The sequence below is a fragment of the Labrys sp. ALF-8 genome (assembly GCF_059699065.1).
In genome coordinates this window covers 1480302-1507067 of record NZ_AP048538.1, presented here as the reverse complement: position 1 = coordinate 1507067, position 26766 = coordinate 1480302, and the positions used below count along the sequence as shown (strand labels likewise).

Below are 26766 nucleotides of genomic sequence, written 5' to 3'. Positions count from 1 at the left end.
ATCGAGCGCCGGGTGGAGCGCGACGGCTTCCGGACGTAGGTGTGGTGCTACGAATGGGATGCCTTCGACCGCCTCGTCCGCTGCGTCACGCCGAAGCGGGAAGCCTGGCGCTATGGCTACGATCCGTTCGGGCGGCGGGTGTGGAAGGTCAAGGAGTTCAGCGAGGCCGAAGCACGGGGCTATGTCCACAGGTTCCCGAGCCCGATCGATGCAAGCCGCCTGCCGGACAGGGGTGCGACGCTGGCTGAAACACGGCACTCTCGGCTTGATTGCAGCGCGCAGGAGGAAGCGGATAGATCCCCCATCGTCGGAACGCACTTCTTGTGGGATGGTGATGTGCTGGCCGAGGAAGCCCCGCTTCGGCTGGATGGCAGTGTCGATTGGCGTAAGGCAACCCGTTGGCACTACGGGCCCGGCAGCTTCCGGCCGCTGGCGAAAGAGACGCCCGAGGGCGACCTCCTCTACATCGTCACCGACCATCTCGGCACGCCGAGGGAGATGGTGGATGAGGCGGGCGATGTGCGCTGGGCGGCAAGCTATACCACCTGGGGGCTGATCAGGGGCATCCACGGGGCGGTCCCGCAGGCGGCGAACGACGACGAGGTCGACATTGGTTGAGTCCTCGGGGATCCGGTGGAGGTGGGGGCTGCGCCACCTTCGGTAATCTGGCGCTTAAGCCGGTGGCGGAGGATTCTCCGCAAGCCTATGCGTGCCCGATCCGCTTCCAAGGGCAATGGCAGGATGAAGAGACGGGGCTGTATTACAACCGCCACCGGCACTACGAGCCGTTGGCGGGGCAGTATGTCAGCCCAGATCCGATCAAACTTGAGGGTGGAGATAGGCCGCAAGGGTACGTAGAAAGACCGGTAACATGGGCTGATCCGATTGGACTACGTGTATACGGGCCAACAATCACTCAACCCTATGGAACACTCCGGGCGGCGGGTCTCAAGGATGCTCATCATGGTATACAAGATGCAGATGTTCGCGATCTACCAGGGTACAGTACCAAAGATGCCCCTGCGATTCGTATAGACGAGCCGTCAACAAAAATAGGATCTCCTCACTACAAAGCAACGTAGGCTCAGAGGGTTTCTGAAGGAGGCACCTATGGCGCAGAGAAAGGGGTAGCCGCAGATGCTTTGCGCGCAGCAGGGCTGAATGAGGGACAAATAAACCAAGCCCTTAAAGAAATAGACCGATATTTTAATAATATAGACGAAAATAACTGTATAGTTACCAGGATACCCGGGAATCGAACAATCGCCCCATAGTCAGGATGTGTGCGGATGCCGAATCACGAAGTTTATCTCAGCGAAATAGTCTGGAATGTTGTGCGTTTTCTATCAGGAGAAGGGCAGGATGACTATGATATATACCGTGAGGCTCGCGTACAATCAGCAGACTTCGATAGAGCTATTCGAGAATATGGAAGAAATTTAACGATCCCCCCATTTGAGGCATATAAAGCTTTGGATTTTATACCCATTCAAAACGATATCTTATATTCTTGGGCAGTTGCTGCTCCGTTATGGACAAAAGAGGAGGGTCGATCTGATTTGTCCGTGGAGTTAACTATATCTATAATAAATGAAGTTAATGTAAAAGTATATCTTGATGATTGTAGGGTCATGTAAATAGTTTATATTTTAGATTTATTCGTAATTATCTTGTAAAAATCGTAAATGACGCCACAGTGGCGAAACATATTTTAATATAATGGCAATAGTTTCGGGGAAATACCATTTTAATTCAAACTTTTGGTACTTTGTTGGCGGTATTTCTCCTGCTTTGGCCGAAGATTATGCTTCCCGTGCAAGAGAAACTTTGCCGGATGATGAGTCTAGACTTTCTAAAAATTTTAAATGATGAATAGAATACATTTTTTGCAACGCCGCCTGATGTTGCCTCTTTGTTAACTAGAGTAGAACCAAAATATAAATTAGTGCGCTAATTCGTTCGAGTGCTGTGACGCCTACGGCAGGTGAGCGAGGCCCGCTTCGGCGACCAGCTTGTCGAGAAGTTCGCCTATGATGCCGCCCGCAACATGGCGGGCGCTTCCTCCTCCGGGCCGCAGGCGATCTCGGGGCTGGGGGAGGACATCGGCAAGTTCGTCGCCTGGAAGTCGAGCCCTGGCGGTGTGGTGCAGACGGCGCGAGGCCCGCGCGGCGAGAGGCTGACGCTCACCCACGACAAATGCGGCCGTGTCATCGAGCGCCGGGTGGAGCGCGACGGCTTCCGGACGAAGGTGTGGCGCTACGAATGGGATGCCTTCGACCGCCTCGTCCGCTGCGTCACACCGGATCGGGAAGCCTGGCGCTATGGCTACGATCCGTTCGGGCGGCGGGTGTGGAAGGTCAAGGAGTTCAGCGAGGCCGAAGCACGGGGCTATGTCCACAGGTTCCCGGGCCTGATCGATCCCAAGCGTTTGCCGGATCGGGGCGCCACGCTGGCAGAGACGCAACGCTCCAGAAGGCACCCGAAGGGTGCCTTCTGACTCTTTGTTTCAATGTGCTTTTCTGGCAGCGGGGCAGGGTAGGCGAGGGCCTGCGCTACAAATGCGCCCAGCCGCTTCTCAACTGCAGCCCGTCGTGCCGCCGCAGGTGTCGCATTTCAGGCAGGTGCCGTTGCGCACCAAGGTGAAGTTGGCGCATTCGGGGCAGGCTTCGCCTTCGTAGCCGCGGAGTTTCGCTTCCTTCCGGCGCTCGGAAGCCGGCTTCACGGCCGGGGCGGGAGCGCTCCAGGCGAGGCTGTCCAGCGCTTCCTCCTCCTTGAGGGCCGTGGCGCCGACGGTGGCACCAGGGCCCGCCACCACGCCGCGAGCGAGGCCCGCACCGGCGACGGCGGACGAGAGGGCGGAGATGGCCCCGCGCGCTTCGCCCGAGACGGGAGCGAGCGAGTTGCTGGCAGCGGCGACGCCGCCCGGCATCACCACGAAGCGCTCGGTCTTGGAACGCACGAGGCCCTTCGAGATCGGCGCCGCGACCGGTGCGCCCGCGGGAGAGCGGCTCTCGCCGCCGCCGAGCGTCGCATGGCTGTCCTCGTCGGGGACGACATGGGCGAGGTCGTAGCGGCCGAGATAGGAGATGGCGAGCTCGCGGAACACATAGTCGAGGATCGACGTGGCGTTCTTGATCGAGTCGTTGCCCTGCACGAAACCGGCCGGCTCAAAGCGCGTGAAGGTGAAGGCCTCCACATACTCTTCCAGCGGCACGCCATATTGCAGGCCGAGCGAGATCGCGATGGCGAAATTGTTCATCATGGCGCGGAAGGCGGCGCCTTCCTTGTGCATGTCGATGAAGATCTCGCCGAGGCGCCCGTCGTCATACTCGCCGGTGCGCAGATAGATCTTGTGGCCGCCCACCGTCGCCTTCTGGGTGTAGCCCTTGCGGCGATCCGGCATCTTCTCGCGCTCACGGGCCACTTCCACCCGCTCGATGATGCGTTCGACGATCTTCTCGGCGACCTGCACGGCGCGGGCCGGCACGGAGCGTTCGAGATGCTCCTCCACCGCATCCTGCTCGTCCTCGTCGGCCAGAAGCTGCGAGTTGAGCGGCTGCGAAAGCTTGGAGCCGTCGCGGTAGAGCGCATTCGCCTTGAGGGCCAGGCGCCAGGAGAGCTGGTAGGCCGCCTTGCAATCCTCGACGGAAGCATCGTTCGGCATGTTGATGGTCTTGGAGATCGCGCCCGAGATGAAAGGCTGCGCGGCCGCCATCATGCGGATATGGCTGTCGACCGAGAGGTAGCGCTTGCCGAGGCGTCCGCACGGATTGGCGCAGTCGAATACCGGCAGGTGCTCGGCCTTCAGATGCGGTGCGCCTTCCAGCGTCATCGCACCGCAGACATGGACGTTGGCCTTCTCGATGTCGGACTTGGCGAAGCCGAGATGGGCGAGAAGGTCGAAGGCGGGATCGTTCAGCTTCTCGGTGGATACGCCGAGCTTGCCGGTGATGAAGTCCTCGCCCAGCGTCCACTTGTTGAAGACGAACTTGATGTCGAAGGCGGAGGCGAGGGCCTTTTCCACCTGAGCCAGCTTCTCCTCGGTGAAACCGCGGGCGAGCAGCGAGGTGTGGTTGATCACCGGAGCCTGACGCAGCGAGGCATGGCCCACCGCATAGGCTTCCATCTCCGCGATCTCGGCTTCCGAATAGCCGAGCGTGCGCAAGGCCGAGGGAACGGCGCGGTTGATGATCTTGAAGTAGCCGCCGCCGGCCAGCTTCTTGAACTTCACCAGGGCGAAATCGGGCTCGATGCCGGTGGTGTCGCAATCCATGACGAGGCCGATCGTGCCGGTGGGAGCGATCACGGTGGCCTGCGCGTTGCGATAGCCGTGCTTCTCGCCGAGGGCCAGGGCTTCGTCCCAGGCCTTCCCGGCGTGTTCGGCGATGGCCGCCCCGTTCTCGCCGAGGCCGACGAGGGTGGCGAGATCCAGCGCGACGGGGGCGGTGGCGAGCGCCTCGTAGCCCGTGTCCTCGCCGTGAGCGGCGCGGCGGTGGTTGCGGATGACGCGCAGCATCGATTCACGGTTCGGCTCGAAGCCGGGGAAGGCGCCGAGCTCGCGGGCCATCTCGGCGGAGGTCGCGTAGGCAACGCCGGTCATGATCGCCGAGAAGGCGCCGCCCAGCGCGCGGCCGGCATCGGAGTCATAGGGAATGCCCGAGGTCATCAGCAGGCCGCCGATATTGGCGTAGCCCAGGCCCAGCGTGCGGTAGCGGTAGGACAGTTCCGCGATCGCGCGGGAGGGAAACTGCGCCATCATCACCGAGATTTCGAGCACGATGGTCCACAGGCGCACGGCGTGTTCGTAGGAAGCGAGATTGAACGAGCCGTCTGCATTGCGGAACTGGAGCAGGTTCAGCGACGCCAGGTTGCAGGCCGTGTCGTCGAGGAACATGTATTCCGAGCATGGATTCGAAGCCCGGATCGGGCCGGAGGCCGCGCAGGTGTGCCAGTCGTTGATGGTGGTGTGGAACTGGATGCCGGGATCGGCCGAGGCCCAGGCGGCATAGCCGATCTTCTCCCAGAGATCCCGGGCCTTGAGTGTCTTCACCGTCTTGCCGGTGATACGGGCCTTGAGCTCCCAGTCGCCGTCCTTCTCGACGGCATTGAGGAAGGCATCGTCCACGCGCACCGAATTGTTCGAGTTCTGGCCGGAGACCGTCAGATAGGCTTCGGAGTCCCAGTCGGTGTCGTAGGTCTCGAAGGAAATGTCCTTGTAGCCCTGCTTGGCGAACTGGATGACGCGCTTGATGTAGTTGTCGGACACCAGCGCCCGGCGGGCGGCCTTGATCTCGCGCTTGAGGGCAGGGTTGCGCTCCGGGTCGAAGCAATCCTCGCCAGGGCCCTCGCACTGCACGCAGGCGCGCATCACCGCCTTCAGGTGCTTCTGCACGATCTTGGATCCGGTGACAAGAGCGGCGACCTTCTGCTCCTCCTTCACCTTCCAGTCGATATAGGTCTCGATGTCGGGGTGATCGGCATCGACGACCACCATCTTGGCCGCGCGGCGGGTGGTGCCGCCCGACTTGATGGCGCCGGCGGCGCGATCGCCGATCTTGAGGAAGGACATCAGGCCGGAGGAGCGCCCGCCGCCGGAAAGCCTCTCGCCTTCGCTGCGCAGGGCCGAGAAGTTGGAGCCGGTACCCGAGCCATACTTGAACAGGCGTGCCTCACGAACCCACAGGTCCATGATGCCGCCCTCGTTGACGAGGTCGTCGGCGACCGACTGGATGAAGCAGGCATGCGGCTGGGGGTGCTCGTAGGCCGAGGTCGACGAGGTGAGCTTGCCGGTCTTGTAGTCGACATAGAAATGGCCCTGGCCGGGGCCGTCGATGCCATAGGCCCAATGCAGGCCGGTGTTGAACCATTGCGGCGAGTTGGGGGCCACCATCTGCATGGCGAGCATGTAGCGATGTTCGTCGTAGAAGGTCTGGGCGTCCTCCTCCGTATCGAAATAGCCGCCCTTCCAGCCCCAATAGGTCCAGGTGCCGGCGAGGCGGTCGAAGACCTGACGCGAATCCGTCTCGCCGACGATGCGCTCGGCCTCGGGGAGAGCAGCCAGAGCCTTCTTGTCGGGAACGGAACGCCATAGCCACGACGGCACGGCATTTTCTTCCACCTTCTTCATGATGGCGGGCACGCCCGCCTTGCGGAAGTACTTCTGGGCCAGGATGTCGGCCGCGACCTGACTCCAGGCTTCGGGCACGGCAATGTTTTCGAGGCGGAAGACGATGGAGCCATCCGGATTGCGGATTTCGCTCGTGGCCGTTCGGAACGCTATGGACGCGTAGGGGGACTGCCCCTTCTTCGTATAAAGACGTTCAATCCGCATCGCGGTATTCCCCGAAAATTGGGCGCAAAAACACGCGCCGTGCCAAGGCAACGGCTCGGTTCACGCTATCTGACTTGCCTGTTTCACTGTGTCTTATGGGGTTCATTGCCCCCGTCCGCAGTGGAAGCGCAGGTTCGAAAACCGCGCCGCTACCCCCGGAGTTCCCCCCGCCGCCGACGTTTCAGACTATGAGTTCAAGGTAGGCATCCAGGTCGGTGACGTCAAGATTTTGTGCCGGCAAAATCAGGACTATCTACATATGGTGTGGACCTGTGGAAAAACTTGAACGGCGTGAGCGATCGGCGGCAAGGTTCGGGAATCTAACGCAGAATCCCGGACACAAGCCCGTCGCCGAATTGCCATGTTCCGGTCATGTTTCATTTACCATGTCCCGAGATGGCACAAAACGGCACCCACAAGAGCTTGTGGGCAAGCACCGGATGCTGACGTTGGGGTAGGCCCATGGAAGGAAATCGCCGGCCGAATCGAGGGGACAGCGCTTCCCACGCGGCGGGAAGGTTCAGCCGGACCGTGATTCGTTCTCGCTCTCGACACCCTGGGTGATCAGGCGCGCGCTGCGCTGGTTGCGTGCGTGGATCCAGAGCCAGTTGATGGCCACGCTGAGGCGCGTACGGACCCCGATCAGGAAGTAGATATGGGCAATGCCCCAGATCCACCAGGCGATGGCGCCGCGCAGCCTGATCCAGCCGAAATCGATGACCGCCTTGCGCTTGCCGATCTGGGCAAGGCTTCCCTGGTGGCGGTACTTGAAGACGCCCGGCGCCGAGCCGCCCTGCAATCGGGCCCTGACGGTCTTCGCGACGTGGATCCCGGCCTGCTTGGCGGCCGGCGCGATCCCGGGGACCGGCTTGCCGCCCGGGCCCGGCAGGCTCACCGTATCGCCGATGGCGAAGATCTCCGGATGCCCGGGAACCGTCAGGTCAGGCTGGATGATGATTCGCCCATTGCGGTCCGAAGGTACGCCGAGCCACTCGGCGGCAGGGGACGCGCGCACGCCGGCGGCCCAGACGATGGTCTTGGCCGCGAGCGTCTTGCCACCATAGACGACGCCCTCGGCGTTGCATTCGGTAACCGCCGCTCCGAGCTCGACCTCCACGCCAAGCGCTTCGAGCGAGCGCTTCGTGTAATCTGTCAGGTCTTCGGGATAACCTGCCAGGACACGCGGGCCGGCTTCGATCAGCACCACGCGCGCCTTGTGGGTATCGATGTTGCGGAAGTCGGGCGGCAGCGTGTCGCGGGCGAGTTCGGCGATGGTGCCGGCGAGTTCCACGCCCGTGGGCCCGGCGCCGACGATGGCGAAGGTGAGCAGCGCGTCCTGGACCTGCGGATCCGTCTCCATCTCCGCCTTCTCGAAGGCGAGGAGGATGCGTCGGCGAATCGTTGTCGCATCCTCGATGGTCTTGAGGCCGGGCGCATAGGGCTCCCATTCGTCATGGCCGAAATAGGCATGGCGCGCGCCGGTCGCCAGGATAAGCGTGTCGTACGGCACGCTGCCGCCCTCGCGCAACAGCACCCGGCGTGCCTCCTTGTCGATGCCCGCGACCTCCGCCAGCAGCGTGGTGACTTCCGGCCGTCCGCGCATGATGTGGCGTATCGGCCAGGCGATCTCGGAGGTTGCCAGCGAGGCCGTCGCCACCTGGTAGAGAAGGGGCTGGAAGATGTGATGGTTGCGCTGGTCGATGATGGTGATGGCGGCCGGAGCACCCTTGAGGTGGTTGACCGCTTCCAGTCCTCCGAAGCCGGCACCGACGACGACGATGCGGTGAAGTCCATCAGCCATGATTCATCTCCTGCCGGCCACCACCATAGACCATCCGGCGACGGCGGGAAAAAGCACCAAGAGGACACTGAGTTCCTGTACCATCGCGGCGCTGGGTATCCCGAAAGACATGATGATGAGTTCCTCCACAAAACCCCATCGGCTGCACGACGACGAACTGGCACTTCTCCACAGGCTGCGCTGGCAGCGGCGCGAGCATAGGCCGTTGCAGCCGGGGGAGCTGCCTCTCGGTGCCCGCGTCGCCGATTTCGTCGCCGCGATGATGGGAAGCTGGCCCTTCATCATCGTGCAGTCGATCATCCTGATCCTCTGGATGGTGCTGAACATCACGGCATGGGTGCAGCATTGGGATCCCTATCCCTTCATCCTGCTCAATCTTGCCCTCTCGTTCCAGGCTGCCTATGCCGCCCCCTTCATCATGATGAGCCAGAACCGCCAGGCCGCCATAGACCGGGCCGCCGCAACCCACGACTATGACGTGAACACCAAGGCGGAACTGGAGATCGAACTCCTGCACCAGAAGGTCGACCTCCTGCGCGAGACGCAGGTCGCCGAACTCATCCAGCTCGTGAAGCGGCTCGAGGAAAAGCTGGACATCAGGCCACAATGACAGCCTGCGCCGAGGCGCTTGCGCCCCGGCCTGTGCCGGTCCATGGTCCGGCGCCTTGTTCCATGTTCCCCTGAGTCTGCCATGCCCCGTTCCATCATCATCGACACCGATCCTGGCCAGGACGATGCACTTGCCATCCTGCTTGCGCTCGGCAGCCCAGATGCCCTGGAGGTGATCGGGATCACGGCCGTGGCGGGCAACGTGCCTCTCGCCCTGACCAGTCGGAACGTGCGGGTGATCTGCGAACTGGCGGGGCGCCGCGACATCACCGTCTGCGCCGGTGCCGACCGCCCGCTCCTGCGGCCCCTCGTGACCGCCGAACACGTGCACGGGAAGACCGGCCTCGATGGCGCCGACCTGCCCGAACCCACGATGCCGCTCGACCCGCGCCATGGTGTCGACTTCATCATCGAGACCTTGATGACCAGGGCCGCCGGAACGGTGACGCTCTGTCCTCTCGGGCCGCTCACCAACATCGCCATGGCCCTGATACGCGAGCCTCGCATCGCATCTCGTATAAAGGAGATCGTGCTGATGGGGGGAGGCTGCTTCGAGGGAGGCAACATAACCCCTGCAGCCGAGTTCAACATCTTTGTCGATCCCCATGCCGCAAAAGTGGTTTTCGGCGCAGGGGTCCCCATCACCATGATGTCGCTCGACGTCACCCACAAGGCGCTCACCAGCCGCTCGCGGGTTGCGAGCATCAAGGCGATCGGTTCGAAAGTTTCAGATGCCGCAGCAGGTTGGCTCGATTTCTTCGAGCGTTTCGACGTTCAGAAATACGGTTCGGAAGGGGGCCCGCTGCACGATCCCTGCGTGATCGCCTGGCTGATCAGGCCCGAACTCTTTTCCGGGCGTCGCTGCAACGTCGAGATCGAGACCGTCTCCGAACTGACCATGGGCATGACCGTTATCGACTGGTGGGGCGTCACGGAGCGGCCGAAGAATGCCCATGTGCTGGGCGATGTCGACGCGGATGGTTTCTTCGCCTTGATCGCGCAGGCGATTTCGCGACTATAAATCGCAAGGCGGACGGTGGGTAACGGTGGACATCGCCGCCGCTCTTGGCCATAAGACATCTCGATACGACATCGAGAACGGCAGCCAGTATGAACACGCTTCTCCAGATCTTCACGTGGTGGAACGGCTCCACGATAGGGACCCGTTTCTGGACCTCGCGCAAGGGCGAGCGCGTGGGCGAGGACGAGTTCGGCAATGTCTACTACCGCACCAAGGGCGGCGCCGTGGATCCGACCATCGGCGTGCAGCGCCGCTGGGTGCAATATAACGGCTATGCCGAAGCCAGTGCGATCCCCCCAGGCTGGTGGGGCTGGATGCATCACCAGATCGATACGCCGCCGAGCGAGACCGAATACAAGCCGCGCGAATGGCAAAAACCCCATCGTCCCAACCAGACGGGTACGGTTAATGCCTACCACCCCAAGGGTTCGATGCTGTCGCATGGCCACCGGTCTGCCGCTACCGGCGACTACAAGGCCTGGACGCCGGGCGAATAGGGCCGAGCAAGAGACGGCGCGCAGCCGTCTTTTTGCCCTGATGGGGCAGTATTTCCCATTGCGCCCCTAGGACACGGACCCGTTTGCTCTTGAGTCTTCTCGCTTCATCATCTCCGCAAAGCCATGTGCGCTGCCTTCTGGCGGGACTGGCGCTGGCCGGCCTGCTCGCCGGTGCCGGGGTGAACCAGGCTCGCGCGGAGCGCATCTCGAATCCGACGGCCGTATTCACCGGTCTCGACAAGATTTCCGGGGAGATCAGCACGTTCGAGGTGCCCGTCGGCCAGACGGTGAAGTTCGGTGCGCTCAGCGTCACTCCGCGCGTGTGCTACTCGCGTTCGGCCAGCGAGGACCCGCAGACCACGAGTTTCGTGGAGATCGATGAGCTCACGCTCAACAAGAAGGTCGAGCGATTGTTCAATGGCTGGATGTTTGCCGCCAGCCCCGGCCTGAACGGTGTCGAGCACCCCGTCTATGACGTCTGGCTCAACGATTGCAAGGGAGGCAAGGGCACGGAAACGCCTCCTCCCGTCGTCGCCAATGCCCCCGCCAAGCCCGGCAAGAGCAAGAAAGGCAAACCGCCTGTCGATGACACGGCACCGCCCCCCGACGCCGGTGTCCCGCCTCCCGATACCGGTAATGGCGACTTCTTCGACCAGCCCATGGATCCGAACGCTCCTCAGGATTGAGGGCCGTCGCTGCGCGGCGATGGCGCCGTTGCGATCTCCATGGATCATCGGCGCTGCAATATCGCGATCCGATGGATTTGCGCCGGGGTTACGAGCTATTTGAGCTGCAGCTTGCGTATGTGTCCCGGTGTCGTGCCGCGCCATTGCTTCATGACGCGCGTGATATGGCTTTGACTCGCGAAGCCGCAGCTTTGCGCGATGAGCGACAGCGAGAAATTCGTTTCGACCAGCAGGCGCTCCGCAGCTTCGATTCTCAGCTTGAGAAGATACTGGTGCGGCGGCATGCCGACCGTCTTCTGAAAGGCTCGGCGAAAGTGGCTTTGGGACAAGTTACACAGCCCGGCGAGTTCTTGGAGCGTGATGCGATTGGCCAGGTTTGCCCGCATATACTCGTCCACCCTGCTCCAGACGTGCGGCGACAGGCCCGAATAGCGCCGGTCCTCGGGCGCTTCGGGAATGGACGAGTAATTCCGGAGCAGGTGTATCCAGTAGATGTTTGCGAGACTGTCGAGATACAGCTCGTTCATTCCATCGGGTGAGAGCAGGGCGGGTTGCAGAAGCTTTCCGATTCGATGGGCGACCTCATCGCGCGTGCCCGGCGTGGGAGGATACAATTCTGTGGGGGACCTGTCGAAATCTGCTTCGGCAAGATCCTGAATGGATTTTCGAGGTGCTCCGAATATAAGGCTCGTTTGCGTTACATTCCATTGAGCGAAGAAATCCGAATTGGGGGGTATTATTTCCAGAGTTCCGGGCGGTGCGCTGAATTCAAACCTTCGGTTGCCGGATAGAGCGGTTATTCTGTGAGGTTGAGGCGTCAACAAGATCAGGCCGTAGTAGCTATTGGTGGCAGCAATATTTATCGCTCCCGCATCGGTCTGCGTGAGCGAAACAGCGCCAAGATTCAAATTGAATACGCGCCCCCAGCTTTCCGGCAAAAAACGTAACGGCATCTCGTTTTTATACAATCCTCGCGACCACAGCATGACGTAAGAGCGCTGGGACGAGATCTAATATAACGCACGGACATTCTTGTCCGCTGGAAAGCCAGTGTCTTTGATGAAAAACGATCGTTTTGTGAAATTGAGGGGCGTATTTTGTAATTTAACTTTAGGTGATATGCGATAAGAGTACGTATGAATGCGTATGTCACTACCCTTCAGATGCAAGTAGCCTCACTTCGTTTTTCGCCGATGTGGCCTACCTTGTGAAAGTTGGACGTCTGCATCGCGGTAGCCACCTCGACATGCCCCTGCATCGCGGCCGAGGCAGGGGCAAACTACGCGGCCTGCCCGCAGGCAAGCGCAGCCTGCCGTGTCGCCGCGTCGTAATTCAATGAGAGTAGGGGCGAGAGACTCGGATTGTCTGTCTCCATGTGATTCCAGGCCTTGGCGCGTGTTCGGCGTATCTGCCCGGGAGTGGCTCCGCAAAACTGCTTCATGACTCGGGTGATGTGACTTTGGCTCGCAAAGCCGCAGCCCTGTGCGATTTCCGAAAGGGTAAACTTGGTTTCCACGAGCAGTCTTTCTGCTGTCGCGACCCTTAGCTTGAGGAGGTAGTGATGTGGCGGGACCCCTACGGTCTTCTGGAAGGCACGACGAAAATGGCTCGGGGAGAGATTTGCGATCGAGGCCAGTTCTTCCAACGTAACCCGGTTGGCTATGTTGGAACTCATATATTCCTTCACCCTTGTCAGGAGGTATGGCGGTAAGCCTGCGTAATGCCGCCGCCCCTGAGTTTCCGAAATGGAGAGATGCTTTCGCGCAGCGTAAATCCAATAGACGTTGGCGAGGCTCTTGAGATAGAGCTCATTCATGCCTCCCTGCGACGCCAGGGCGGAGTGGAGCAGCTTCTCAATCCATTGCAAAAATTCGTCTGGTTGACCCAGGGATGGGAGCTTGATGTCCGCTTGGGCGGGGTTGTCATCTCTCAACAAGCCCTCCACGGTGTTTCGTGAGGCAAGAAAGATGCTGTCTGCCTTGCCGGGGAGGGCATTGCCAAGATGCGTGTCTTCCTCTCGGCAGAGCGGCGCTCTTTCGGAGACAAGGCCACCTGCGCTGTCGGAAGCATACCCGATCTGATTCGAGTTCTGCATGTAAACTTTGCTTTTCATCGTTCCGCTTCTAGAAAGTTCACAAAGAGGTATGCGTCCCGAAAGCGTACGCTTTCGAGATTCAATGTATAATTTCGATTGTTACTTAGAAGAGTCTTGCGACCTTGAACGTACTATTCGCCGTGACGTTCATGAAGATCTTCCCGGTTTGGGCGTGTGAGATAGCCTAAGAGATCAGAAGGCTATCAGATATCGGAAGTGCAATATTCGACATTAATATGATACCACATAGAGCGGTGGACGATATTTCCAATTGCAGAGCACCATGCTGCCAAAGTGGCATCATCGGTGAGAGGCCGAGATGGGAGACTCTGAAGCCCGGGCTCACCGATCCGCGGCGCGGCGCCATGGCTCCTGAAGACGGCGCCGCGCCTGCTGTCGGACGATATGCAAAGCCGAGGTGGAACTTTGAGCATGAAAATCGAAAGTTTTTAGGCACGTGCGGACTGATCACTCATATATGCCGCAAAGTCAATCGCGCCGAGAGCATGATGAGTCGTCATCGAAAATCGGGGACAGATCCCTCTTCTTTCTTCGAAATTCCGGGATGGGAGAGAACGGATGCCCGGATATCTCTATTTCCTTGAGGGCGTCATTGCTCTCCAAGCAACTTCCTTGGGATCAGTTTGTGCAATATGAGATAATATATTGAAAGAATGATACTATTTCGTGCATTATTTCTTTAGCATTCCCTAATATGTGCGCTTTCGCACAGTCGAGAAGATCGGAACTCGGCCAAGATCTTTCCTTAGGGAAGGATTGGAATGAGAGACATGCTGCGAAGTGAAACGCTGTTGGATCTTATGGAGAGCCGACGGGGGATTTTGATATCGCCGCCGGACAAGGGTCGGCGGTTCAATTTCGCGATTTGCGCGGTTGGCATTCTTGTCGGAGCTACGCTGGTCTCGGCAGCGGCCGGGTATTTCGTTTCTCCACCCGATGCGAGCCGCATTGTGCTGAATCCCGCGCCTCTCGCCTTGATGCGGTGACGATACGTTCCGCGTCCTGATTTCTTCGGCTCTCGGCCCTATGCATGAAAGGCTGCGCCAGGTGGTGCGGCGCGGATGCTCGTCGGATTGACGGCGTCAAGCCCGGCCGTTTTGCATCGCGCGTATGAGCCCTGGTGTGGCGCCCCGCCATTGCTTCATGACGCGCGTGATGTGGCTCTGGCTCGCAAAGCCGCAATTTCGTGCAATCTGTGCGAGCGGCGTATCGGTCTCCACCAGCAACCTCTCCGCCGTCTCGATTCTCAGCTTAAGAAGATATTGATGCGGCGGCATGCCAAGAGCATGGTTGAACGAGCGTCTGAAGTGGCTCTGGGACAGGTTCGATATCGCGGCAAGTTCCTCGAGGGAAATTCGCCGGGACAAATTGCTGTGCATATAGTCCTTTATCCGCTTCAGGACATGGGGAGATAGCCCCGACGAGAAACGGCCTTCGGGTATTTCTGAAATGGAGGAATATTTTCTTACGACGTGAATCCAATAGATATTCATGAGGCTGTCCAGATACAGCTCGTTCATGCCGTCGGTCGACTGCAGGGCGGGTTGCAGGAGCTTGCCAAGCCGGTGCAGTTCGTCGTCGCGGGAACCGGGGGCCGGCGGATGCAGATCCGGCAACGATCTGTCGAAGTCCGTCTCCGCCAGACTCCGGAGAGCCCCTCTCGGCGCACCGAGAATGATGTTGGTCTTCGCCACATTCCATTGTGCGGAAAAATCGGTATTTGCGGGAATGATCTCGAACGCTCCCACCGGGGAGGCGAACTCCGCCTTCCGGCTGCTTGCCAGGGCTATGATCCGTTGCGGCTGCGGCGTCAGGAGAATGAGGCCATAGACGTTGTCGATCGGGGCGAGAGTGATCGCCCCGGCCTCGGTTTGGGTGAGGGAGACTGCGCCAAGGTGCGAATTGAACTTGGATCCCCAGCTATCCGGTACAAATCGTAGTGGCATGGTTGCTTGCCGAAATGTTGTGCCGACCATTCTGTAGGGGCTTCGAGCACGCAGATTGTGATCTGGATCAAAGAGATCCTGGACCTGTCATTCCCTTCATCGAAGCCTGCAGCCTTCGCAGATCCCCTAAGCGGTAACCTCGTGCCAGCCGAAACGAGCGATCTGCCGGGAGTGACGGGACAGTACTTGTTCACTTCCCGAGATTCACGAATTCCAACGAAGGAAATGATTCACATCAACAACACTACAGTACTCCACCCCCTCGTTATGTACGATGATTTTAAAGAAAGTGCCAGCCCATCGATCTGAAGAATTTTTATTCTGTCATAATGATTTTACTGAATGATTAAATGTCCTTGCTGTACCTCTGAGTAATATATTAACTTATATACATGTTGAAATTAATACTCATCCTTCTGGGTATTAATTTGCATATCAAAATCGTATAATTTGAGCATTGCGAAAGCCGCGCAATTTTCAAGGACGAATTGGTGCGGACGGCGCTCTCTACAAAAATGACCTATGTTGTTGACTTGAAATATGTTTCTGAGTTCGATTTTCGAACTTACTCCTATTCCTACTCCCAAAGTGACGGTTGAGAACCGGAATTGTTTTTGGAAGCGGAAAAGGCCGCCCCAGCGGCCCTTAGAAGGCACGTCGGTGACGTCCCGAGACTATATGATCACCGGTAGAACCAGCAACTCGCTCTCGACCGTGTGGATCTGGTAGCTCTCGAAAAAGTCGTAGAACCCCGTGTAGGCCGGGTCATTCATCAGCAGTGCTGGGACGAAGAACTTCCCGACGAGGGTACCAAGCCCTAGCTGGTTGGCTAGGGGGTTGTTGATGGGAATCCCCAAAACCATGGCTTCAGGCGTATTCAATGCCTCTGCAGCCGTTTCCTGATCCTGGTCGAGAATGAAGAAAGCTTGAACGGCCATTATGCTGCCTGTGCTCCGATTTTGGTGAGTGCATTCACCGCGATTGAATTAAAGTCCACTTCCTGTTGGTCGGTCAGGCTCGCCCCCGACCAGACAAAGGCAACCCGGTCTGTGCTAAAATGTATAGCCGCCCCGTTTGACAAGGCTAACGCCATATGTACTTGGGTTGTGAAACCTCCGACAGACGCCTCGCCGGGATCCTGTACAAGAACGCCGTTCTTGATATAGCGATTTGAGTTGGCGGCCCTGCGATTGCCTAGAGCGAAACCCTTGGCGTTACCAACAGCCATGGGAATGTTAGGTCCGACACCGGAGTCACAGGTGCGTGCCCTGTGAACTAACGGGGCGGTCAACATAGGGTAAACATTGTGCGCGGAGTGTGAGCCCCAAACACAAGAAGTGTTGTTGCCTGTTGTACGCGAAGTATTTATGTACGCACCGATACTATTGTTGTTCTGGCTCCCATTGACCATCGAAATGGCGGCCTGGACACCGTCGGTCAAGTAAGAGCTTGTACCGTTTCCTGTGTATCCGCGGTCTCTTGTGAAAATCGGCGCGTTGACAGGCGCCAACGGTCCAAGCGGCTTGATCGCATTTCTCTGTGCTGCTTGCGCATCGTAATTGGCAAGAAGGTGGAACTTGTCTCCCCTCTGCCAAATGCCGGTGGCCTTGAGCGGCTTAATCCAATCAGCGTCATACCAATCGGCGTAGCTGGCGGAGCCGTAAGCAGTCTGCAACTGAACGTCGGATGCAATCTGATCGAGGTAGTTCCAGGTTTCAGTCTCGTACTTGGCCCAAAGGTAGTTCAGGAAGGTTGTGACTGCAGTGTTAAGGGTGGCGTGCTGAGCATCTGTGAGGTTTCCACCCCAAGCCGCGAAGCTAATCTGGTCAGCGGAACCCTGAACAGCCCCATCGACGTTGGTTGCCCCAACATAAAAGTTCTGATTAGCCAATGCGAGAGATGCGGCGTTGCTAGTCGCTAGCTTAACGCCATTCTTGTATACCCGCATATCAGTGGCGCCACCGCGTGAGCCCGCTGTTAGGCCGACCCTAGAAGCTACAGCGCCGCCGCCGCCCACTGCGTTATTGCTGTTGATGCGCACATACACACTGCCATCGGTATACTGAGGGATGATCAGCGCCTGATTGCCACCAGTAGTCTGCGAGCCGATAGGAGGCCTGTTGGTCCCGGCAATTACTGTAGGAATGTACACGGCCATAAAAGCGGAGTTCTGGGCGTACTTGCAACCGGGGGCGGTAGTGGGATTGAATCCGCTGTCAAGCCTGGTGGTCGTGTTGGTTGCGCCAGTGTACCCGCGCCTTGTCTTGAAGACATTCGGGATAGCAGAGCCGTTGTCTAGATTGTAAGCGTTCTGCCTCCAATTGAGGAGGCCATCTGCTGCATTGAAGCCAGCGTTGAAGTATATACAGTCGCACTGTCCGAAAGTGCCATCGGACTTCATTGTGACGAAGAACTGATTGATCGCGGCCTTGTCGTCTTTCGACAACTGTGCGGTCATTCGGGAAAAGAGGGCTGACGCATCCGGATCGTAGATCTTGCCCGCGCGCCGATTAACGACGGGGATCGCGAAATCAAAGCTGAATCCGAACGGGGCTCGCGACATCGTCAGTGGCTCACGATGTCGGCGGCCGTGGTTCCTGTCGCAAAAATCTTCACGGCCCGCATCGGCATCCAGCCTTGGGCGTTCTTGTAAACAAGGGTGGAGCCGCCAGCCAACGTGACCTTGAGATCGCCCGCCGTGCCGACCCAAAGTACCCTCGACATAGATGCGAGGTCGTTGTTGTCATCTGGAACGACGGCTACGCCGGACGAAACAGGTGCACCGGCTGTGTAGGAATAGTCTCGAACTGCGGCCATCGCTAGGTTCCTCTACGGAAGTAGCGGTAGCTATTGCATGTTACGGTAGAATTTTCAACCGACGCGTGGAGAAAGCGCAGCTTGGTCCAGCCAAGTGGTCCACGCGCGCTCGACCGCCTGTTTGGCCGCTCGGATCGACTTTACGTCGCCATACCCCTTGGTGATCCACCTCGTATGAACGGCGTCGAGTTTATACCAGAAGCTGCCATCCTGCCGATTGCCAACCATGCCGACAATCAGATCACCGGAATAGGCCCACCAGGACTCGATATTGCCGTACTGCGGCTGCTTTTCCCAACGAAGATTCATTTGTTGAAATACTCACGCATGGTGGTTCGAACTGGACCGTCGAGCTTTGATCGCATTTCGGCACCGGTCTGAGGATCAGGATGCGCACCCTTGGTTTTCAGATCGATATGAAGCTGTTTGTCGACGATGGTGTCCTTCACCTCAATGGCGCTGTAGCTATACTGGATGTCCTCGAGATGCGTGCTTAGCGTACTGATGGATTTGTCAGGAATTTCGGCCGTCAACTGATCATATCCGTCAGGTTGTGGGCCTTCATCAAACTCCTCGTCATAGGGTGGTGCGCTCTCACTCCACTTGAGATACTCGCGACCAATGCGCTGCATCTCACGCTGGAGATATAAGACCGTTTGTTTGGCGATCTCCTCGTCGCGCACGATACCTGCGATTCCTTCACGGCGATCGCTGTACTCACCGTAAGTCCACTGGATGACGTAAACGGTCTCGGTCATTGTTCGAGTTCCTTCAAGAGATTTTGCACCGCCGCAACCGCCGACGGACCGAGTGCGCGATATTCACCGTCGCTCTCGCCGAGCAAAACCATGCGTACGGGGTTGCCGATCTGGGCGAGCCAACCCTCGTCGCCGTCATCCAGATAGTGGAGCGCGAACTCCTTGTCGCCGTTCTTCCGTTCGATGCACTTGGCGATGAGGTCTTCGAGGGTGCTCATTGCTCAGTTCTCGACCTTTAAGCGTTCGTAGTGTTCTTGGAAATCAGGATAACAAGACAGCAGTTCATCGCGCTTAGCCTCTAATCTAGGAAGGAAACGTAAGCGCTTCAAACCTCTGTTATGCTCGATAAGGTCCATCGTGCGACGGTACTCTTGGAACTTTATAGCCTTTGCATAAAATTCAATTTGGTTATTGCCTGTCATCGCCCAATCCTCCTCAACCCCTCGGTCGGCCCGCGCAGGCCCTCATTCAATCCGACGCGGTCACCGGCCGCAACACCGTCGCCGTAGGACTTCTCGTAGTCCCGGCTGCGACGCGCATCCATCTTCTCTGTCTTCAGACCGGCATCCTTCATCGCCTGCGCTACCAACTCGTCGTGGAGCACGATCAGACCGGTACCTGTCGGGGCTGGCGGCTTCAATGCTCGGATGCGCTGCCTGAGCCTGTCGGCCATGCCATCCAGAAAGGGCAGGACATGCCGGCGACGAGCGGCTGGCACCAACAATGCCACGCCGCGCTCGAGGCGCCTGTACTCCTGCCGCATCGCCCTGGCGCAGATCTCCAAAAGGTAGCGTGCAACGTCGACCTCGTGGTCGAATCCGAAGAATGTGATTTCGATCGGCCACACGCCCTTGCGCGACTGCCAGTAGCGAGCGCCGGTGAGGTGCGCAATGCCGTCGGCCACCTTCCAGAGGCGCTCGCCGACGGGGTCTTCGTGATATTCCGTATGCTTCTTGAAGGCGCTCTCCCGCATCTGCACCTCATCGATCGTGAGGTTGTAGCGGGCCAGCATCTCCGCGGCCTTGGCCGCGGCGGCAATTGCCTCATCTTCGGTACAGCCGTTCTCGACGGTCTTCGCGAGCAGAGCGCGAATGCGAGCGGCGATCTTGTCTTGGTCGATCATGGTGGGGCCTCATGTTCGAAGCACCCTATCCAAACACTATGGAATAGTCAACTGAGAGTTGATTAACGCTTCTTCGGCTCCTTGCCATTGATGTCCATCAGATCCACGAGCTCGCGCAGGCGATCGTGTTCAACCTTGAGTTCGATGTGGCCGCCGCGATGGTTGCCCTCGTTGGCGATCAATTCGTTCGGAATACGCCATGCCCGGATGCAGAGAGGTGAGTCGGTCTTCTCGATCAGGATGACGGTGCGCCGCTCGTGGTTCGGAGCAATTGCAACGGTTGCAACGCCGGCCGGGTCATTATAAGCGACCTTGACTTCGATCCGATGAGCCTTGCCGCTGATAATGGCGAGGATGTCGAACTGTTCGTCGGCGTCCGGAAACGAGATGTGACCACCGGCCATCTGAATGAGACCGGCCAAAGCGTTGGTCGCACCGGAAGCGGTCGCATTCCGCTCGACGGCTTCAGCCTTGGTTTCCACAGGTGTGGAACCGATCGACAACCAAGCTTCGTCGACGTTGAGCACCCTTGAGATGTTCTCGATCATGTCAGGCTTCGGGCGGCTCTCGCCATGAAACCACTTGCGGATAGCCTCGGGCGAAACGTTGACGTTCAGGCGCTCCTGCAAACGGTCGTGGATCCACTTTTGTTGGCCGTGACCGTCAGGGGCGGCGGGATGGGCTGCGACCGCCTTTTGTAGGCGAGCGGCGAACTCCGGATCTTTAATGCGGTTTTCCTTCGACATGGGCATTGACCTTTTAACGGACGTTTGGGGCACGAGAAATCTCCTTCTGTTATTCAACGGTTGGTTGAATAATAAGCCGATGATTTGCGCATGTCAAATTAAACGGACGGTTGAAGAATCAACCTGCCGCTACCGCTTTCAGATTATGCCGCGAGCAATTGGACTCTAACCGCTTGAGTGATGTCGTCCTGTTCTGTGCCCTTGCGCCTGAGAGCTTCCAGGACCGCCTCATCAACGGTACCTTCCGCTATGATCATGTAGATGAAAACCGAATGGTGTGTTTGCCCCGGGCGGGCGAGGCGACGATTGAACTGGTCCCACAACTCAAGAGACCATGTCAGACCGAACCAGATTTGTATGTAACCGCCGAACTGTAGATTGAGCCCGTGCCCGATAGACGCCGGGTGAGCCAACCCTATTTGGATTTTTCCTTCGTTCCACAGTTTAACGAAGTTCGGCTCCTCGTCGAACACCACAGCGTTCGGGTAGCGCTTTTTGATACGATCGAGGTCGAAGCGGTAGCTGTAGGCGATCAGGACATTCTGTCCGGCCGCCTCCTCGATAATGCGTTCGAGTGCATCGAGCTTGGCGTCGTGGACATGCACCACCTCCTTTTTGGGAGGGTCAGTGTGCGGGATCGGTCGCCAAAGCGAGCCGTTGCAGAACTGCAGGAGCTTGTTTGTGAGGACGCCGCGGGATACGGCTTCGACGTCGTAAGCTTCGGCCACGAGCGTCTTTTTGAACTCGCGGTATTCCCGCATTGCCTTGACTGGCAATTGGACCTTTACGGGGTGGAATATCTGGGGCGGCAGATCGACGTAATCCTCGGCACGCAAGCCGATCATCACGTCCTTCATGCGCTCCATGATCTCGCCCTTGGCGCCGTCCTTGGCCTCAACCTTGTAGGTGTAGGGATCCTGGATGAACCACCGATCGAGGAAATCCTGCTTCGTCTGGCCGAGCCTGAACCCGCCGTCGAGAATGAACGCTTGGCCGCCCAGATCGATAACCCCGTTGGGGCTCGGCGTGCCTGAGAGAAGAATGATGCGAATGAATTTGCTGCGGACATGAGCCAGCACGCCGAAGCTGGACAAAGGTGCGGCTTTTTTCGTCCCCTTGCCGGCGTTCTTGCCGCCCTTGGTCCGCTTGTTCCATCCCTTCAGCCTGCTCGACTCGTCATAGATGAGGATATTCCACCGCCAGAACCCTTTGCCGCCCACGGCCTTCAGCAACCAAGGGAGGTTTTCTCTGTTGATGATCGTTACGTCAGCGTCGATGGCGAGCGCCTTCTTACGCTTGGTCTCATCGCCGACGAGCACCGTGTAGGTGAGCCCTCGGAATTGCTCCCACTTCTCGATCTCCTCCGGCCACGTCGACCTGGCGACCTCAAGGGGCCCAACGATCAGGATGCGATTTCGCGAATCCTGCCGCAGCACACGAACTGCGCCGGTGAGAGAGGATGCGGTCTTGCCCAGGCTCATTTCTGCCGCTGCGAGCAGGGCAGGCATCTCCTCAATCTTGTCGGCGAGATATCGCTGGTATGATCGAAACGTCGCTTCGCTGAATGCGGGAGAGGGAATGATATCGAGCTTCGCAGGGACGTCACGAAACAAAAGCTCAAGTGCATGACACCAAAGGGCATCGTCTGCCGGCAGATCGGCGGCATTCAGATGCGACGGTAGATCAAGCACCTCGTCCAACAAGAATTCGAGCAAGCAAGCATCAGGCAAAGAGGTGCTTTCCTTTGTCGATGTCGTTGATTACCCACACCGTGGCGCCGGCCGCCCGCAGTTCATTGTGCCGTCGTGCCTGCTGCAGCGTTGCGTCTTTTGTTGGCCGCTTGAATTCCACGAAAATAACGTGTGAATTGCGTATGAAAATGCGATCGGGGGCACCGGTCACGCCGATGAACTTCAGCTTCTTTACGTACCATCCGCGGCTCTCGGCAAACCGGACCACCTCTTTTTCGACCGGCCCCTCGATCATTGGCATTTGACCTTTGCCCAGCGGACGTAGTCGTGCCCGTCATTGTCGGGATAGGTCGACCTGAAGATGTCACCGGACTGCTGCCAGGCCCAATTGGTGATCTGCTTGCCGTCCTCATCAAAAGAAGCGCAGCACCGCGTGCAGAAATGGTGGAATGGGCGTTTGTATACGAGTGGTTTCCTGCCGCAGCACTGACCGGCGTCGTTGAGCTTGCGGCCGGCGAGAATGAGATGCGGTTCGTCGGTCATGGCGTTATCTCGTAAGCTGCTTCCGTCTTGGGCCGCCTCGCATGCGAGCCCTGGTAAACCGTGACCGTCAGCCGATCCCTGACAGCTTGTTCGTCGCCGCCAAGGAAGATCGGCAGTCGATCGACCATACGTTCGCAGAGCGACTTGGGGTCGGCGGCAATCGCCACTTGAGTTCCCTCACTGGCGTCGCCGCAGTTCCAGAAGACAGTGTATACCGGCATAATCCACCATTGGTTGATTTAAGAGTCAAAGCAAGTGGGCGAAAGGAGAATCGTCAGCAGGATCTCCAACGGAGCTCGCCCACTGATGCGCCGCGATGAATTCCGCCGCGACCCACGGGTTGATCGCGTTCCCATAGCCTTTGAGCATTCCCGCGCGGTCTTTGCCTTCAAAGGGGCTACCCGATCCCAGCTTGAAGGATAACCCATCAACCAGCGGGAATGTGCTGGATTCAACTGGCCGCCACTTGGCATCCCGGCAGAATAACCAATCAGCATCTCGCCAGATGCCGTTAACCGGGCCGGGCCGTCCTCCGTCGACCATCTCATTAAATCCGCCTGCTCCGGCAGGTAGAAATCGCCCGGATGTCGAGTGGTGGTGGTGTCTACCGACCCCTTGTGATCGTTCGCGCGCGGCGTCTTCCAACCCGCTAGATCCGCTGCCGTCTGGATGTTCAGGCCGCCATCCCGACCTTCCGCCCCGGGCCCCGTAGTCGCATTCGCATGTGCCGTCGGCCAACCCGCAAGCTGGGCAACAGGATTGAGGGCCACTGTCGCTTTCGAGCCGTTCGGACGTCGGCCGGTCGCACTCGCATCCTTCGCCGCCTGCGATCCCGTGGCATTTCCGACCGTTGCCGTCGGCCATCCCGCCAAATTCGCCTGTCGGGGCAACTGGTCGAGGCGTTCCTTCCCGTTGTCCGGACGAACCGCTAGATCCGCTCCCGAGTCCTTCCAATCCCGAGCAGCAGCAGTTGTCCAGCCCGCCAACTGCACCGTATCGTTCAGGTTCGCCATTCCGTGGCCGAGGGCCTTCTTCGCTGCGATGTATTCCTCGGTGTGGGCCGGAAAGCTGTCGCGCGCCATCGCAGTCGGCCAGCCGCTCTCCGACGAAGTACTGTCGCTGTCGGATGTTCGGCGAGCCGATGCCCGCAGAGCAGAGATCGAACGGCCTGAAGGCGTAACCCTCACCTTCCATGTCAGCTTGTACAAGGTCGATCCAAGTGAGGCCGTCCTTGCTCGCAACCTGCTCTCCATAAGCAAGAACAGGTCGGAGCGCTCGGAGGATATGGAGGGTGGCTGGCCATAGGTGCCGCTCGTCAGCAAACCCTTTTCCTTTGCCTGCCGCGCTGAAAGGTTGGCATGGACAGGAAAAGGTGAAGACCTCTCTCTCATCGGGGAACCCGGCGAGCCTGAGGGCATATGACCATCCACCGATCCCGGCGTAGAAATGCCATTGTCGGAAGCCAAAAAGCTCATCAGGTCGAACATCGCGGATGTCTCTCGTGTCAACGATGCCCGGCGCGATCTGGCCGTCGGCAATCAGGTTGCGCAGCCATTGGGCGGCGTAGGGGTCGAACTCGTTGTAATATGCGGTCATGCTGCCGCCCTCGGGACACGAGGTCTGCTCAGCCCGTTCTTCGAGAGGTAAGACCTTGTGCTCTCGTAGTTGAGGCACAGTTTGATCGATATGTACTTCGGCCCCAGCCCCACATCGACCATGCGCTCGATCTCGGCATGGTATCTGCTGAGCGGCTCACCTCGTTTGGGGTGCTTGCTCAGCCCGACGGAACGGATGTAGGTGCAAACTGCGCTCCTGGTCATGCCGATCTTCGCTGCAATGTCGGCCGAGCTCACACCCTGCTTGTGCAACGTCTCGACGAGATCGCGATGTTGTTTGATCGTCGGCCGAGGCTTCGGCACCTTGAGTCCGCTCTTCACGGCATAGTTCTGCAACCGCTTGCGGTCGACGCCGAGCACGCGCGATATGTGTCCAAACGAAAGCCCGGCAGCGATGCATTGCCGAATATAGTCGCGGTGAACGTGATATTTGCTCTGCATGATGGGCAACTCGTTTGTCGGGAAAATCTAAGGCTCACAGAAAGATAAATCAACCATTAGTTGATTATGGATTGGAGAAAATGCTCCATGAGTGAGGTCTGCTCGCGCCATCCGACGTTTCTCAGGATCTTGTAGGCGGCATTCACATAGGCGCGGTAGTCGATATCGTCGGGCCACGCGTCCTCGAGATCCATCATCGGCCGGCACCCGTCAGTCAACGACACCTTCTTGAAGTTGCCAGTCGTGGGGTGCGGCTTCCGGTAATAGATGGGCTCGCCGCCGTGGGCCCAAATGTACCGTACGACTTTGCCGAGGTAGTCCCCGCGCCAGGTGCCGCCACCGGTGACGTTCACCACCGTGACGAACTTGGTGATGTCCCGGCTGGCCCGAATAGTCTCTTCGACCGGGGTGCCGTCCAGGAGGAATTTACCGACCGCCTCCGAACAGATGTTCATCGTCGGGTTCTTCTTCATCATGTTGTAGAAGTCGTTGTCGGCCCAGGGGTTGGCGAGCGTCTTCCCCTTATACTTGACCTTTCCATCAGCCTTGATCGCGAGGTATTCGTTCACGCTGGCATTGTAGAATCCGCGGTACTCAGCAAACTCCAACTTGAAGCTCGTGACGGCCTCCCACCAATCGGTAATCTCCTTCAGCTTGCCGCCCTTCAGCCGGACACCGTCGACGCCTTCGTGCTCGCTGCGCTTCAGCTTGAAAACCACGCCGTCGGTGTTGCCCGACATGACGCTGATGCCGGCCGCCTCGGCGCGCTCGATCAGCATAAGGAGCGATAGCTGCCCGGTGAGCGTGACGGCCAACATGAGGTGAGGGGCGAACAGGAAGCTGTAATAGGAGCCGAGTTTCCCATACACGCCGTTCAGCGCGATCTTCCCGGACTGATCGCGGACCTTGTCCTTCGCGTCCTTGGCCTTCAGTCGATCGGCGATAATGCCGCGGTAGACGTCGAGGAAGACAGGGCCAACGGCCTTGGGGTAGAGGCCGAGCTTCGAGATGATCGAGGGATATTGGGACGCCACGTCGGCATCGACCAGGATCCACTCGGCGTCCGATTCCAGCGCACGGCAAGACTCCTTCGAGTGGAGGCCGCCGATGCCAAGCTTGTATTCCGACGAGCCGATCTTGATCTCGATGTCGTCAAACGACTTCGGGAACTCGACCTTGTCACCGTTGCCCATGCGAAACGTCGTGTTGCGCACGGTCTCGAGCACCGCCTGCAACTGCGGCGTCTCGAAGTGCATCCACTCCGGCACGGCATAGGTGAACTCGAACGGGTGATCGTCCAGGCGCTTGATCCGGCGACCGGTGATCGCCTCGACGCGCTTCTTGACGATAGCCTCACCGATCTGGGCGTCCGACTTGCTGCGGACGTCCATGCCGATGATGTCGCCGATCGCCTCGCGTAGCTTGATCGGTTCCTGAAGACGATGGAACAGCAGCGCGGTCGCCGGCACGTCGGCATTGGCGCAGTAGTCCATCAGCTTGTCGATTTCGTCGTCGGTGAGGATCCTGTCGGGGTCGTATGGGAGATCCTGCATGCGCTTGCCATGCAGGCGGCCGTTGAGGGTTTTCAGCCCTTTTCCGACGCTCGGGTTGTTGTCGAAGCAGTCGATGTGGTCGATGGCCGGGATCGTGATGCCGAGTTCGCGCTCGACCTTCCAGTACTTGATACGCTCATTGATGATGCGATCGGACGCATCCTTCAGTTCCGAACAGGTAGCACCGTCAATGCCCAGAAAGATGAGCGGGACGTCATATGACTGCCCGTTGAAGGTCACGATGGTGTTGCGCGTCATCAGTCGACGGACGCGCTCCCAATCGATCGTCGAGCGGTGGCTTTGCTCGAAAACCACCACCTTACCGTCGCGTAGGCGATGAAAAACGATGCCGAAGACGTTGCGATAGCACTCGATGTCGACGAACAGGTAATCCTTGCCCGTGCTGCTGATCGCCGTCGAATTGCTAAGGTATTCGGGCAGGGGGCTCCCGACGTTGTCCGGCAACAACAT

Annotated in this window: 29 protein-coding genes and 1 pseudogene; 9 read left to right on the top strand and 21 right to left on the bottom strand. The window is 58.7% G+C overall.

Annotated features, from left to right (window positions below; genetic code table 11):
* Positions 1–39: 39 nt before the first annotated feature.
* The 4 genes from AC6H34_RS27240 (at position 40) to AC6H34_RS27225 (ending at position 2497) form a co-directional block, all read left to right on the top strand.
* On the top strand, positions 40–618 hold the full coding sequence (locus AC6H34_RS27240) for an RHS domain-containing protein (RefSeq protein WP_497540920.1): 579 nt from the start codon (positions 40–42) through the stop codon (positions 616–618).
* Between the two features lie 62 nt (positions 619–680).
* Entirely contained in the window at positions 681–1082 is a 402-nt protein-coding gene (locus tag AC6H34_RS27235; RefSeq protein WP_497540919.1) for an RHS repeat-associated core domain-containing protein, read from the top strand.
* A gap of 207 nt (positions 1083–1289) precedes the next feature.
* Entirely contained in the window at positions 1290–1637 is a 348-nt protein-coding gene (locus tag AC6H34_RS27230; RefSeq protein ID WP_497540918.1) for a DUF7668 domain-containing protein, read from the top strand.
* Positions 1638–1984: 347 nt separating this feature from the next.
* Positions 1985–2497 carry a hypothetical protein gene (locus AC6H34_RS27225; RefSeq protein WP_497540917.1) on the top strand — a complete coding sequence of 171 codons (513 nt, stop codon included), beginning with the start codon at positions 1985–1987 and terminating at the stop codon, positions 2495–2497.
* A gap of 78 nt (positions 2498–2575) precedes the next feature.
* Here AC6H34_RS27225 and AC6H34_RS27220 read toward each other — a convergent pair whose 3' ends face one another.
* Both AC6H34_RS27220 and AC6H34_RS27215 read right to left on the bottom strand, forming a co-directional pair.
* Positions 2576–6331, bottom strand: a complete 3756-nt coding sequence (locus AC6H34_RS27220) for a vitamin B12-dependent ribonucleotide reductase (protein WP_497540916.1) — start codon at positions 6329–6331, stop codon at positions 2576–2578.
* Between the two features lie 520 nt (positions 6332–6851).
* A complete protein-coding gene (locus AC6H34_RS27215; RefSeq protein WP_497540915.1) occupies positions 6852–8132 on the bottom strand; it encodes an NAD(P)/FAD-dependent oxidoreductase in 1281 nt (426 codons plus the stop codon).
* On the opposite strand from AC6H34_RS27215, the gene AC6H34_RS27210 reads away from it, so the two are divergent.
* The 4 genes and pseudogenes from AC6H34_RS27210 to AC6H34_RS27195 all read left to right on the top strand — a co-directional run.
* Positions 8131–8742 carry a DUF1003 domain-containing protein gene (locus AC6H34_RS27210; protein WP_497540914.1) on the top strand — a complete coding sequence of 204 codons (612 nt, stop codon included), beginning with the start codon at positions 8131–8133 and terminating at the stop codon, positions 8740–8742. The two genes, AC6H34_RS27215 and AC6H34_RS27210, sit on opposite strands and share 2 nt — an antisense overlap.
* An 81-nt stretch (positions 8743–8823) precedes the next feature.
* The gene (locus AC6H34_RS27205; RefSeq protein WP_448147886.1) at positions 8824–9762 is read left to right on the top strand and encodes a nucleoside hydrolase; all 939 of its coding nucleotides are present in this window, start codon (positions 8824–8826) and stop codon (positions 9760–9762) included.
* An 89-nt stretch (positions 9763–9851) separates the two neighbouring features.
* Positions 9852–10259, top strand: a complete 408-nt coding sequence (locus tag AC6H34_RS27200; RefSeq protein WP_448147885.1) for an NADH:ubiquinone oxidoreductase subunit NDUFA12 — start codon at positions 9852–9854, stop codon at positions 10257–10259.
* Between the two features lie 83 nt (positions 10260–10342).
* A pseudogene (locus tag AC6H34_RS27195) lies at positions 10343–10786 on the top strand (DUF2155 domain-containing protein); the annotation flags it as partial.
* A gap of 254 nt (positions 10787–11040) precedes the next feature.
* Here the strand turns inward: AC6H34_RS27195 and AC6H34_RS27190 are convergent.
* Together AC6H34_RS27190 and AC6H34_RS27185 are read right to left on the bottom strand one after the other, a co-directional pair.
* The gene (locus AC6H34_RS27190; protein WP_448147884.1) at positions 11041–11898 is read right to left on the bottom strand and encodes a helix-turn-helix domain-containing protein; all 858 of its coding nucleotides are present in this window, start codon (positions 11896–11898) and stop codon (positions 11041–11043) included.
* Positions 11899–12224: 326 nt separating this feature from the next.
* Positions 12225–13058 carry a helix-turn-helix domain-containing protein gene (locus AC6H34_RS27185; RefSeq protein WP_497540913.1) on the bottom strand — a complete coding sequence of 278 codons (834 nt, stop codon included), beginning with the start codon at positions 13056–13058 and terminating at the stop codon, positions 12225–12227.
* Between the two features lie 764 nt (positions 13059–13822).
* Here AC6H34_RS27185 and AC6H34_RS27180 point away from each other — a divergent pair.
* Positions 13823–14047, top strand: coding sequence for a hypothetical protein (locus AC6H34_RS27180; protein WP_448147882.1), 225 nt, complete (start codon positions 13823–13825; stop codon positions 14045–14047).
* 96 nt (positions 14048–14143) lie between these two features.
* Here the strand turns inward: AC6H34_RS27180 and AC6H34_RS27175 are convergent, their stop codons facing one another.
* The 17 genes from AC6H34_RS27175 to AC6H34_RS27095 form a co-directional block, all read right to left on the bottom strand.
* On the bottom strand, positions 14144–14809 hold the full coding sequence (locus tag AC6H34_RS27175) for a helix-turn-helix domain-containing protein (protein WP_497540912.1): 666 nt from the start codon (positions 14807–14809) through the stop codon (positions 14144–14146).
* An 872-nt stretch (positions 14810–15681) separates the two neighbouring features.
* Positions 15682–15945: a hypothetical protein gene (locus tag AC6H34_RS27170; protein WP_497540911.1), complete on the bottom strand. Its 264-nt coding sequence runs from the start codon at positions 15943–15945 to the stop codon at positions 15682–15684.
* Complete coding sequence (locus AC6H34_RS27165; RefSeq protein WP_497540910.1) at positions 15945–17570, bottom strand: hypothetical protein; 1626 nt, start codon at positions 17568–17570, stop codon at positions 15945–15947. The genes AC6H34_RS27170 and AC6H34_RS27165 overlap by 1 nt, the downstream gene beginning before the upstream one ends.
* Positions 17571–17572: 2 nt before the next feature.
* Positions 17573–17824, bottom strand: coding sequence for a spike base protein, RCAP_Rcc01079 family (locus AC6H34_RS27160; RefSeq protein WP_497540909.1), 252 nt, complete (start codon positions 17822–17824; stop codon positions 17573–17575).
* 54 nt (positions 17825–17878) lie between these two features.
* Complete coding sequence (locus tag AC6H34_RS27155; protein ID WP_497540908.1) at positions 17879–18133, bottom strand: hypothetical protein; 255 nt, start codon at positions 18131–18133, stop codon at positions 17879–17881.
* A complete protein-coding gene (locus tag AC6H34_RS27150) occupies positions 18130–18582 on the bottom strand; it encodes a hypothetical protein (protein WP_497540907.1) in 453 nt (150 codons plus the stop codon). Before AC6H34_RS27150 ends, AC6H34_RS27155 begins: the two co-directional genes overlap by 4 nt.
* The gene (locus tag AC6H34_RS27145) at positions 18579–18800 is read right to left on the bottom strand and encodes a hypothetical protein (protein ID WP_497540906.1); all 222 of its coding nucleotides are present in this window, start codon (positions 18798–18800) and stop codon (positions 18579–18581) included. The genes AC6H34_RS27150 and AC6H34_RS27145 overlap by 4 nt, the downstream gene beginning before the upstream one ends.
* Before the next feature lie 3 nt (positions 18801–18803).
* Entirely contained in the window at positions 18804–19004 is a 201-nt protein-coding gene (locus AC6H34_RS27140; RefSeq protein WP_497540905.1) for a hypothetical protein, read from the bottom strand.
* Positions 19001–19705, bottom strand: coding sequence for a DUF7168 domain-containing protein (locus AC6H34_RS27135; RefSeq protein WP_497540904.1), 705 nt, complete (start codon positions 19703–19705; stop codon positions 19001–19003). Before AC6H34_RS27135 ends, AC6H34_RS27140 begins: the two co-directional genes overlap by 4 nt.
* A gap of 62 nt (positions 19706–19767) precedes the next feature.
* Positions 19768–20451, bottom strand: coding sequence for a helix-turn-helix domain-containing protein (locus AC6H34_RS27130; RefSeq protein ID WP_497540903.1), 684 nt, complete (start codon positions 20449–20451; stop codon positions 19768–19770).
* A 143-nt stretch (positions 20452–20594) separates the two neighbouring features.
* On the bottom strand, positions 20595–22166 hold the full coding sequence (locus AC6H34_RS27125) for an SNF2-related protein (protein ID WP_497540902.1): 1572 nt from the start codon (positions 22164–22166) through the stop codon (positions 20595–20597).
* Positions 22167–22173: 7 nt separating this feature from the next.
* The gene (locus tag AC6H34_RS27120; RefSeq protein ID WP_497540901.1) at positions 22174–22443 is read right to left on the bottom strand and encodes a PDDEXK family nuclease; all 270 of its coding nucleotides are present in this window, start codon (positions 22441–22443) and stop codon (positions 22174–22176) included.
* The gene (locus tag AC6H34_RS27115) at positions 22434–22685 is read right to left on the bottom strand and encodes a hypothetical protein (protein ID WP_497540900.1); all 252 of its coding nucleotides are present in this window, start codon (positions 22683–22685) and stop codon (positions 22434–22436) included. The genes AC6H34_RS27120 and AC6H34_RS27115 overlap by 10 nt, the downstream gene beginning before the upstream one ends.
* The gene (locus AC6H34_RS27110) at positions 22682–22852 is read right to left on the bottom strand and encodes a hypothetical protein (protein WP_497540899.1); all 171 of its coding nucleotides are present in this window, start codon (positions 22850–22852) and stop codon (positions 22682–22684) included. Before AC6H34_RS27110 ends, AC6H34_RS27115 begins: the two co-directional genes overlap by 4 nt.
* 79 nt (positions 22853–22931) lie before the next feature.
* Complete coding sequence (locus AC6H34_RS27105; RefSeq protein ID WP_497540898.1) at positions 22932–24281, bottom strand: DNA cytosine methyltransferase; 1350 nt, start codon at positions 24279–24281, stop codon at positions 22932–22934.
* On the bottom strand, positions 24278–24742 hold the full coding sequence (locus AC6H34_RS27100) for a hypothetical protein (protein ID WP_497540897.1): 465 nt from the start codon (positions 24740–24742) through the stop codon (positions 24278–24280). Before AC6H34_RS27100 ends, AC6H34_RS27105 begins: the two co-directional genes overlap by 4 nt.
* Before the next feature lie 56 nt (positions 24743–24798).
* Entirely contained in the window at positions 24799–26766 is a 1968-nt protein-coding gene (locus AC6H34_RS27095; protein ID WP_497540896.1) for a hypothetical protein, read from the bottom strand.